The 9,529-nt window shown below is 66.0% G+C and carries 10 protein-coding genes; 3 read left to right on the forward strand and 7 right to left on the reverse strand.

Translation table 11 applies throughout. The features are described 5' to 3' along the window. Positions 1-604: FAD-dependent oxidoreductase (locus tag C2L80_RS12200; protein ID WP_129589962.1), on the reverse strand; the 604-nt coding region annotated here is incomplete at its 3' end. Positions 605-853: 249 nt separating this feature from the next. Between C2L80_RS12200 and C2L80_RS12205 the strand changes: the two genes are divergently transcribed. Continuing rightward, positions 854-1,360: a nitroreductase family protein gene (locus C2L80_RS12205; RefSeq protein WP_087198557.1), complete on the forward strand. Its 507-nt coding sequence runs from the start codon at positions 854-856 to the stop codon at positions 1,358-1,360. Between the two features lie 120 nt (positions 1,361-1,480). Here C2L80_RS12205 and C2L80_RS12210 read toward each other — a convergent pair whose 3' ends face one another. Next, positions 1,481-2,002: a gamma carbonic anhydrase family protein gene (locus C2L80_RS12210; RefSeq protein WP_087198558.1), complete on the reverse strand. Its 522-nt coding sequence runs from the start codon at positions 2,000-2,002 to the stop codon at positions 1,481-1,483. Positions 2,003-2,618: 616 nt separating this feature from the next. Here C2L80_RS12210 and C2L80_RS12215 point away from each other — a divergent pair. Further along, positions 2,619-3,404 (forward strand): glucose 1-dehydrogenase, encoded by a 786-nt coding sequence (locus C2L80_RS12215; protein ID WP_087198559.1) that lies wholly within the window; start codon positions 2,619-2,621, stop codon positions 3,402-3,404. Between the two features lie 9 nt (positions 3,405-3,413). Here C2L80_RS12215 and C2L80_RS12220 read toward each other — a convergent pair whose 3' ends face one another. The 5 genes from C2L80_RS12220 to C2L80_RS14475 form a co-directional block, all read right to left on the reverse strand. Then, positions 3,414-3,695: a type II toxin-antitoxin system RelE/ParE family toxin gene (locus C2L80_RS12220; RefSeq protein ID WP_087198560.1), complete on the reverse strand. Its 282-nt coding sequence runs from the start codon at positions 3,693-3,695 to the stop codon at positions 3,414-3,416. Beyond that, positions 3,696-3,956: a type II toxin-antitoxin system Phd/YefM family antitoxin gene (locus tag C2L80_RS12225; protein WP_087198561.1), complete on the reverse strand. Its 261-nt coding sequence runs from the start codon at positions 3,954-3,956 to the stop codon at positions 3,696-3,698. A gap of 156 nt (positions 3,957-4,112) precedes the next feature. Then, complete coding sequence (locus tag C2L80_RS12230; RefSeq protein WP_239938981.1) at positions 4,113-5,423, reverse strand: acyl-CoA dehydratase activase; 1,311 nt, start codon at positions 5,421-5,423, stop codon at positions 4,113-4,115. Beyond that, positions 5,420-6,697 carry a hypothetical protein gene (locus tag C2L80_RS12235; protein ID WP_239938983.1) on the reverse strand — a complete coding sequence of 426 codons (1,278 nt, stop codon included), beginning with the start codon at positions 6,695-6,697 and terminating at the stop codon, positions 5,420-5,422. Before C2L80_RS12235 ends, C2L80_RS12230 begins: the two co-directional genes overlap by 4 nt. Further along, positions 6,681-8,021 (reverse strand): acyl-CoA dehydratase activase-related protein, encoded by a 1,341-nt coding sequence (locus C2L80_RS14475; RefSeq protein WP_239938985.1) that lies wholly within the window; start codon positions 8,019-8,021, stop codon positions 6,681-6,683. Before C2L80_RS14475 ends, C2L80_RS12235 begins: the two co-directional genes overlap by 17 nt. Before the next feature lie 278 nt (positions 8,022-8,299). Here C2L80_RS14475 and C2L80_RS12250 point away from each other — a divergent pair, with 278 nt between their 5' ends. Then, positions 8,300-9,424: a LysR family transcriptional regulator gene (locus C2L80_RS12250; RefSeq protein ID WP_103263301.1), complete on the forward strand. Its 1,125-nt coding sequence runs from the start codon at positions 8,300-8,302 to the stop codon at positions 9,422-9,424. Positions 9,425-9,529 lie beyond the last annotated feature (105 nt).

Here is a 9,529-nt window from a genome sequence, read left to right on the forward strand (position 1 = left end):
CTCGGCCGCCTCGGTCAGGCTGAACCCCGCCGCGACGGCCTCCACGGCGAGCTCCCTGGTCTCCAACGGGTACATGCGGACTCCAATCCGGACACCGGAGTGTCCAACTTTTTGTCCGCACCCCCATGTTGTAGCCGGCGGCGATCATCTGAGATCGGAAGAAGGAGTCCACATCGTAGCGTTCGATGCCTTGTGCTTCCATCACCTTGCTGTATACGGCGTGATTCGATCCCCCGCGCGATACGTTGCCTTTCGAGGCGCTCACGAGGATCACGCGCGCGCCCTGCTCGGAAGCGGAAACAGCGGTTGCTAAGCCAGAGGTTCCCGCGCCGACTACGATAATGTCCGCCGTCTCTGTTCGCGTGATGATGCTCTCGTCGGGAGCGGCTGGCGGGATTTGAAACGACCATTGCCTGGTCTCGAGCCCTTTCGCGGTCAGCGCTTCGCCAGAGGACTCGACCTCGCTTCCAGCTTCCTGCGCACTGGGGCTTGCCTTCGGCGCGCATCCGGCGAAAAGTGCCCCGGCGGCTCCGACAACGCCAGTCGCTATGCCCCCTTTGATGAACGTTCGCCTATCGAGCTTTCGTTCTTTCATATCTTCCATTGCCCAGTCCCCTTTCCTTTCTTGCCGTCCGCTCGGTGACGGAGTGGGGGAAGTGTAGGCCGAGCCTCCTCACTCGCGGTACCGTCCAAAAGGAGAGTTTTCCCTGATGCATTGGGCCTATACGATTTGGATAGGGGCATAACTCGATGATGCGCGCACCAAGTCGTGCGATTTGCAAATTTTCGTTCGTGGGTTTTGTGCGGCGCGGTATGATCGGCTCGTTGGGGAAGCGACCTGAAGGAGGGTGCCATGATCGAGGCGATTGCGAAGCGCGCGAGCGTGCGGAAGTTCACGGACGAGCCGGTGACTGAAGACGAGGTGCGCACGATGCTGCGCGCGGGCATGGCCGCGCCGTCGGGCGGGAACCAGCAGCCGTGGGAGTTCTACGTCGTGCGCGACCGGGCGACGCTCGAACGGCTGGCGGAGGTCACGCCGTACGCGAAACCCGCGGCCAGCGCGCCGTGCGTCATCGTGCCGTGCATGCGCACGGAGGGCCTGCGGTTTCCCGAGCTGGCCGTGCAGGACGTGAGCGCCGCGGTGGAGAACATCCTGCTCGAAGCGGTCGAGCTGGGGCTCGGCGCCGTGTGGATGGGCATCGCCCCGCATCCCGAGGACATGGCCGCGGTGTCGGCCATCGTGGACGCGCCCGCCGATTTGGAGCCGTTCGCCCTCATCGCCTGCGGCCATCCGACGGCCGAGCCCGCCCCGAAGGGCGCCGACCGCTACGACGAATCCCGCGTCCACTGGCTGAGCTAACGGCGGCCCGCGACCCCCGATGTTTCACGTGAAACATCGGGGATTTCAGCACGAATGTTTCACGTGAAACATCGCGCCGCCCGGCTTGATCGGCCGGGCGGCTTCGTTCGGTCGGGCGCGCTACTCCACCACACGGGCGCGGGCGTACTCCTGCGCGTCGGCGATGTAGGCTTCCTGCGAGTGGGCGATGTTGCGCGCCACCGCCTCGGCGTCGAGCGTGCGGATCACCTTGCCCGGCACGCCCACAACGAGCGAGCACGGCGGAATGACCTCGCGTTCCTTCACCAGCGCGCCGGCCGCGATCATCGATCCGCGCCCGATCACGGCACCGTTCATCACCGTGGCGTGCATGCCCACGGTCACGTCGTCCTCGAGCGTGGCGCCGTGCACAACGGCGTTGTGGCCCACCGACACGCGCTCGCCCAGCGTGACCGGGCAGTCGTAGTCGCTGTGCAGCATCGCGTTGTCCTGCACGTTGCTGTTCCGCCCGATGCGAATGGGCGCCACCTCGCCGCGGATCACGGCGCTGAACCACACCGAGCTTCCCTCGTCCAGCGTCACGTTCCCGCAGATGGCCGCGTTCGGCGCGATGAACGCGGCTCGCTCCACGTCGGGGAGCATCCCTTTGAATTCGACGAGCATGCCGATCCTTTCCCTTGGTTGCCCGCCCAGTATCCCCGAACGCCCGCCCCCGCGCATCGCAAGATCCGTGCGATTTTGGGGCCGTGCCACCTGTCTGTCGAAAATGCTTCACGTGAAACATCGGGGATTTCAGCACGAATGTTTCACGTGAAACATCGAGGCTCCCGCTCCTCTGGCGGCTTGCGGTGCCGAGTGCGCGCGAAACCTGGATTCGTGGTAGAAATCGACGGAAAATGATCATCCGAAGGCTCCTCGCTGGCCTTCGGCAGGTTGGGCGACTGAGTTTTCGCGCATCGTGCCTGGTCAACAAAGGCGACGCTTTTCTGTCTGCCGAGGAAGTTCCGCGACAATGATCATTTTCCGTCGATTTCTACCACGAAAGGCGATCGCTCGCGCACTGGCGGCTATTGCAGCTCGGGGCGCGCGCAGGAGGGCTATCACGACCCGGTTTCGCACGCCGTTGCCGGGGTGCGGGGCGAAGCGAATTCTGTCCGCTCGGGATGGTGGCGGATCGCCAACGGGCGCGCCACGATGCGCGCGTCCCCGCCGCAACCGCACGCCGCGCGCGCTATCGTGGCGGCACCAACCCAGCTCACGCTGCGAGAAAGGATGCGCCATGTTCGACGACCTGCGAGGAAAGACCGCCGTGGTCACCGGAAGCTCGAAGGGGCTCGGCGCGGCCATCGCCCGGCGCTTCGGCGCGGAGGGCATGAACGTCGTGGCCAACTACCGCACGGACGAGGAGGGCGCGCGCGAGACGGTGCGCGCCGTCGAAGAGGCCGGCGGCGCGGCGGCCGCGGTGCAGGCGGACGTGAGCAAGCCCGAATGCGTGGACGCGCTCTACGACGCGGCGATGTTCTCGTTCGGCGGCATCGACATCTGGGTGAACAACGCGGGCATCGAGGTGGGCACGCCGTCCGACCAGAAGTCCATCGAGGAATGGAAGAAGGTCATCGACGTGAACCTGACCGGCCTGTTCGCCGGTAGCCAGCGCGCCATCCAGCACTTCCTCGAGCGCGACATGCCCGGCGTGATCGTCAACTTGTCGTCGGTGCACGAGATCATCCCCTGGCCGCACTTCGCGGACTACGCGGCCAGCAAGGCCGGCGTGGGCATGCTCACGAAGACGCTCGCGCTCGAGTACGCCGACCGCGGCATCCGCGTGAACGCTGTCGCTCCCGGCGCCATGAACACGCCCATCAACGCAAAGAAGTTCGCCGACCCCGCCGCGCTCGAGTCCACCGTGAAGCTCGTGCCCATGGGGCGCATCGGCGACCCCGAGGATGTGTCGGCCGCCGTGGCTTGGCTCGCCTCCGAGCAGGCGAAATACGTCACCGGCGTCACCCTCTACGTCGACGGCGGCATGACCCTCTACCCCGGCTTCCAACACGGCGACGGGTAGGCGTGCGGCTTAGAAAAGGTCGTCGTGGCTCCCCGTTCGTGCGAAGCCGACCACGCCGTCGACTATCTCGTACATGATCAGCCAGTCGCTGTTGCGTCCCTTGACGTGAAGCTCGCGCTTCCCCTGCAGATTGCCGCTCAAGGCGTGGTCGTTGTATCTCGGGGGAATAGGCTCTTCGTCGGAATGAAGAATGGCGGATATCGCCGCCTTGAAGGACTCCATATCCCAATGCTTCTTCATGCACTTTTTGACGTCGCGTTCAAATGCGGGAGAGCTGATGGATCGATACATTTACAGCCCCAGTGCGGCGAAGAGCTCGCCCTCGCTTTCGTGGGGTTTGCAGGCAGGGTCTTTTCTCATGTTCTCCAGGTCGCTGAAAGCCTCAAGGGTTTCAGCGTTGGGGGCTTCGGCGATCGGCGCGGGGCTTATGACGAGGTAGGGTGTTGATCCCTTGAAGACGGTGACCGGCTTGCGCGTTTCGCTCACCTGACGTCCGATCTTGGTGAAGTTCGCCCGAGCCTCCGACACGCTCACGGTGTTCGTTATGGTCATGATGCCTCCTTTCGTCTGCTTCGAGCTAAAGGTAGCATAAACAGAGCTATAAATCTAGCTATGTTTATGCTACAGAAATGTGACTATCAATGAGCGACGACAACGGAGTTATTCGAGCCCGCACCGAGCGGCGTGACGCGCAGGATGCAAGGTTTTTCACGCCTCGGTCTTCACGGCGCCTTTGTCGCAGCGGTTGCCCCAGGAGTCGATGATCTTGCCGTCGCGGTGCACGCAGATGATCTCGCAGCGGTTGGCGCATTTCTGGCACTCCACCTCGCGCGTGGCGAACTCGAACGTGCGCAGCGCGTCGAAGTCGAACGCCTCGGCCCCCGCGCGCGGAGCGGCCTCGGCGGCCAGCAAGGCCACGCCGAACGCGCCCATGAGGTGTCCGTCGGCGTCCACGACGACGGGCATCCCCAGCTCGTCCTCGAAGGCGCGCACCACGCCGGCGTTCTTGCTCACGCCGCCCTGGAACACCACCGGCGCGACGATCTGCTTGCCTTTGCCCACGTTGTTGAGGTAGTTCGTGGCCACCGCGCGGCACAGGCCCGCGATGATGTCCTCGCGCGCGTAGCCCACCTGGATCTTGTGCACGAGGTCGCTCTCGGCGAACACGGTGCAGCGCGCCGCGATGTTCGCCGGCTTCCTCGAGGTGAGCGCGATGGCGCCGAACTCCTCCACCTCCACGCCCAGCCGATGCGCCTGGCTCGAAAGGAACGCGCCCGTGCCGGCGGCGCACAGCGTGTTCATGGCATAGTCCACGGCGATGCCGTTCTCCACGCAGATGATCTTGGAGTCCTGCCCGCCGATCTCCAGGATGGTGCGCACGTCGGGATGCAGAAACGTCGTGCCCACGGCATGCGCGGTGATCTCGTTCTTCACCACGGTCGCGCCGCACATCGCGCCGACGAGCCGCCGCGCGCTGCCGGTGGTGCCCACGGTGCGCACGCGCACGGCGCCGCGGTCGACCTGCGCGCCGAGGCCGGCCACCACGCGCCGCGCCGCGTCGGCCGGGTTGCCCTCGGTCCACAGGTACGTGCGCGCGACGATGCGCCGGTCCGCGTCGATGACCACGCCTTTCGTGGAGATGGAGCCGATGTCGATGCCTAGGTAGGCATCCGTCTGCTCTGGCGGGACGGACGGAGTTGCCGACGCTGCGACGCGTTCCTGCCCTGCCGGGACGGACTGACCGCCCGACGCTGCGACGCGTTCCCGTGCCGACCCTTGCCCCTCCAGGCTCTCCCCGCGTGCTGCACCGTCCGTCTGTCCCGACGGGCGGGACGAGTCGCTCGAAGCCGCGGGACGCGCCGATGTCGCACCTTCGCGCGTCAAGCCCTCTTCGCCGTGCGTCCGATCGGGCGCGCAGACGGTGTTCGAGCAGGCCGCCGGCTTGTCTGCCAGCGGGTTTTCACGGCGATCTTCGGCGTCGGGGCATCCCGCGCCGCCGTCGATAAAGGAATCCTTCATTTCTTCGCATGCTCCTTCTTCATGGCCAGCATGTCGTAGAACGCTTCGAGGCGCGTGTCCAAGCCGGTGTCGCTCGTTTGCGAGTCGTAGCTGAGGTAGAGCAGGGGCATGCCGGTGTCGCGGCCGATGCGCTGCAGCACCGGCACGCAGTCCACCTCGGGCGTGCACCCCGACGACTTCACGTGCACCACGCCGTCGAAGCCCTCCTGCGCGTAGCGCAGCGCGGAGGCTATGGTGAGGCTGGAAGTGGGCCCCATGTCGTAGGCCACGTAGTCGGCGATGCTCGCGCGCAGGTTGCGCTCGTTGTAGCGCAGGTTGCGGTTCGTCATGGTGAGCGAGCGATGAAGCTCCACTCCCAGCGCGAGCAGCTTGCGCTCCAGGTCGAGGTTGCTGGCGGGATCGGCTGCGGTGAAGTACTCGCCCACGATGCCCACGCGCACCGGCCGCGCGGGCTTGCGCGTGGGCAACGCCCGCAGCGCGTCGAGCCCGCGGCGCTGCGCCTCGGCGATATCGCGCTCGCAGGTGGCCTCGCGCATGTCGGCGAAGTAGGCTTCGCGTGCGCGCTCGAACGACCCCGGCTCCGCCTCGAACCCGGCGTTGGCCAGGTAGAGGTCGTTCACCTCGTCCAAGCACTCGATCATCTTGAACACGGCCAGCATGTTGCGCACGCCGTGCGGCACCGACACGTTCGGGTTCACCTTCTTCTTGCAGATGGAGATGTACTCGGTCAGCGGCTTGCCCGTCACCGTGGCGAAATTCAGCATTTCGAACTCGTAGCCCAAATCGCGCAGGATGGACTCCTGCAGTTCGCCGTAGTAGCCCAGCCGGCACGGGCCCGCGAACTGCACGAGCACGTCCGCGCCCAGCTCAAGCGCTTCGATGTAGTCGCCCAGGATGTGCTTGAAAGGCGCGCACACCATGTCGCTCGAATGGCGCGACCCCAGTTCGATGGTGCGCCGCGTGGGTTTCGGGAGGGCGACGAAATCGGCGTCCAGCACATGCTCCACGAAGAACTTGAACGCGATGTCGTAGTAACTGTAGCGGAAGAACGCCACGCGCGTTCGGGCGTGGCGGTCGCGCTTGGCCGACCGTTTGCGGCGGGACTGCGGCAACAGCTTGAACGGGCCTCGTCCGCCGTCTCCCAGCACCACGCGAGCGCCGCGCACCTCGTCGGTGGCGCTCGCGTCGCCGACGGTGCGCAAAGGGTTCACGCGTTCACGGCTGTGCGGGGGATAGGGCGCGCGGTCAGGCTCCTGGTTAGGCGTCGGCGCCATGGACGTAGCCCCCTTTCCCCTGGTAGCGCAGGATGTCAACGAAGCTCTCCACGCGCGTCTCCAGCCCGGCGGTGCCGCTTTGGGCGTCGATGGTGAGGTTCAGGATGGGCTTGCCCTGGATGCAGCGCACGATGGCGTCGTCGGTCATCGAGTCGGGGCCGCAGGGGAAAGCGCTCACGAGCGCGATTCCGTCCACGTGCTCGTGCAGCAGCATGAGCGAGCCCACCAGCTCGCGGTTCACGACCCACGGCAGCGTGCTCGAGAAGCCGAAGCTTGCTTGCAGGGCGCGCTTGCGATCCGTTTCGTCGGTGAACAGGACGATGGCGCCCATGCCTTCGAGCAGGTCGACGAGCGTGCCGCCCAGATACGGGTCGTGCGCCACGTAGGGATGGGCGGCCAGCAGGATGCCGAGGGGCGCTTCGGGCGCGGTGCGCTGCGGTTGCGTGCCGGGGGTTGCGACGGTTGCGCGCTCGCTCGCCGCTCTGTCCGCTGCACGGGCGTTGACGGCCGCCGCCATGCGGGGGCCCGCGCCGCCCGTGTCGGCCGCCCCGTTCGGACGCCTTGCGCCGGTGCCGCGGTTCGCGCTGTCCGTCCCGCTCGTTCCGCTCGTCCTGCCTGCGTCGTCCGCGCCGCCCGCACTGGTCGTCCCGCCCGTCCCGCTCGCGTTGCCCGCGCCGCGCATCCCGTCAGTCCTGCCCGCGTCGCGCGCCGCATGCGCGTCGCAGGCCGCAGCCTCGCCGTCGCGGGCGGCTTCGCGGGCGCGATCGAGCGTGGTAAGCGCCCGCATCTGCTGCGCTGCCGCGAAACGCTCCGCCTGCGTCTGCGCGTGCGCCGCCGCTTTCCATGCGCGCTTCGCCTCTCGCGAGCCTGCGCCCAGCTGCGCGGCGACGCCAAGAAGGGCCTCTTTCATGCCCGTCTTCTCTTCCCGCTCGTTCACCAGGCACGAGAGCACGCGCACGCGTTCGTCGGCGAACGTGTTGGCAACGAGGTCGGGAAGCGCTTGGAACTTCGTGCAGAATCCCCGGTGAAGCCCCACGTTGGCGATGCTCGGCACGAACACCGCGTCGCATGCGTTCGCGTCCAGAAGCGACGCCACGTGCCCCAGGTACACCTTCGAGGCGAGGCAGCATTCGTCGTTGGAGAGCGCGTCGCCGCGCTCCACCGTGCCCTTGTCGGTGGGTTCGCTCAGCACCACCTCGCGTCCGAGCGCTTCGAAGAACGTCGTCCAGAGCGGGCCGTATCGGTGGAACAGAAGCGCGCGGGGCATGCCGATGCGCCGCACCCCTTCGTGCGTCGCCTTCGTGGGAAACCCTGGCGATCCCATGCGTTCCTCCGTCCTCTGCTCTCGCGTTTGCCGCGGCGTTTAAGCATAGCACGCTCGTTGAGGGCTCGCGGTGGGCTGCATGGTTTCTCCGCGAGTTGGGCTTATGTCGGGGTGTTTTTCTCAAATGTGATTTTGAACTGCGAAAACATCAACCAGGCGTTCCCATTCGCTCGTCAAAAGAAAGTTGAATGAACGCGTTCTCGGTGCGGTGCTCGGCAGGAGCGCTAGAATTCTGGGGATAGTGGGAAAGGCGGGGCGAGGACGTCAGGGCGGGTTATTTGAACATCAATCAAATCAAATACTTCGTTTCCGTATTCGATCACGGCAGCTTGTCTGCTGCGGCCAAAGAGCAGTGCGTGACGGTGCAAGCGGTGTCGAAGGCCCTCGCCGATCTTGAGCGCGAGCTGCAAAGCGATCTGTTCGTGCGCCAAAGCCGCGGCGTAAGCCCCACGTTGTTCGGCAAGCGCTTCTATGCGAAGGCGGCGCCGGTGCTGCGGATGTTCAGCGAGTTGGAGCGGTTTGCGCACACGTACCAAGCGTCGAGCGCGCTTGCGCTGAACGTGGCGCTGTGCGTGCCGGCTTTTCACGGCAGCGAGCGCGCTCGATCCAGCATTGCGGCGTTCATCGGCAGAAACCTCGGCGTAAGCACCACGGTGGCCATCGAAACGCTTGCGCGTGGGACGGACGGATTGCGCACGGGCGAGTACGACGCGTTTTTCACCGTGGGCGCCTATGAGCATCCCGACGTCGAGTGCGCGTCGGTGGGGACTGTTTCGCCAGGTGCGATCATGGCGGCAGACCATCCGCTTGCGCATTGCCGCTGCGTCTCCTTGGACGACATGATGCCGTATCCGGTGCTGGTGCCACGCGCGTTTCAGCCGTTCTCCGAGGCGGTTGAAAAGGCGTATTGCCAAAGCGGCCTCGATCTTCGCTTTGAGTGCGAGACGAACGAGGAGTTCGACGCGTTTTTGAGTCAAGAGCAGGGGCTGGCGTTCGCGGCGGGTATTTCGGCGTTGGGGGAGATGCACCCGCACACTGTGCTGAGGCTGATCTCGCCGAAAGACGCGGTGGCCCTTCCCATCTGCTTGGTCAGTCCGAAGGTGGGGAAGTCGAACGCGTGCTGCGTGTTCGAGCGCTGGATGGCGCGCGAGTTGGTGGTGATGGGGGGCGGCAACCCCATCGGGCGACTGGCTGCCGTGGCGGTGGCGCCCGCTCCTGCGGCGGGCGGGGCGGTCGCAGGAGTGCCTGGTTCGGCGAACTCGACGAGCTCGGCGCACCCGGCAGATTCGGTGCGCCCGGTGGGTTCGGCGGGTCCGGCGCACCCGGCAGGTTTCGCGCCTTCTCCTGCGGAAAGCGGCGGCGGGGGGGGGGTCGCTGAAACGGAGACCGTAATCGAGGGTTGAACGAGCGACTTCTTATCGGCGCGCGCGAGGTGCGAGCTTGCGCGCATTGCCGATTGCGGTAAGCGTCTTTCGGGCATCCTCGCAACCTATTCTCCTTTCTCCCCC

Origin of the sequence: Rubneribacter badeniensis (genome assembly GCF_002899695.1) — a bacterium.
Taxonomy (GTDB): Bacteria; Actinomycetota; Coriobacteriia; order Coriobacteriales; family Eggerthellaceae; genus Rubneribacter; species Rubneribacter badeniensis.

What these genes read in the sequence shown, in the direction of transcription:
- C2L80_RS12205 (WP_087198557.1), top strand. Translation starts at nt 854, where the DNA reads ATGATCGAGGCGATTGCGAAGCGCGCGAGCGTGCGGAAGTTCACGGAC.
- C2L80_RS12210 (WP_087198558.1), bottom strand. Translation starts at nt 2,002, where the DNA reads ATGCTCGTCGAATTCAAAGGGATGCTCCCCGACGTGGAGCGAGCCGCG.
- C2L80_RS12215 (WP_087198559.1), top strand. Translation starts at nt 2,619, where the DNA reads ATGTTCGACGACCTGCGAGGAAAGACCGCCGTGGTCACCGGAAGCTCG.
- C2L80_RS12220 (WP_087198560.1), bottom strand. Translation starts at nt 3,695, where the DNA reads ATGTATCGATCCATCAGCTCTCCCGCATTTGAACGCGACGTCAAAAAG.
- C2L80_RS12225 (WP_087198561.1), bottom strand. Translation starts at nt 3,956, where the DNA reads ATGACCATAACGAACACCGTGAGCGTGTCGGAGGCTCGGGCGAACTTC.
- C2L80_RS12230 (WP_239938981.1), bottom strand. Translation starts at nt 5,423, where the DNA reads ATGAAGGATTCCTTTATCGACGGCGGCGCGGGATGCCCCGACGCCGAA.
- C2L80_RS12235 (WP_239938983.1), bottom strand. Translation starts at nt 6,697, where the DNA reads ATGGCGCCGACGCCTAACCAGGAGCCTGACCGCGCGCCCTATCCCCCG.
- C2L80_RS14475 (WP_239938985.1), bottom strand. Translation starts at nt 8,021, where the DNA reads ATGGGATCGCCAGGGTTTCCCACGAAGGCGACGCACGAAGGGGTGCGG.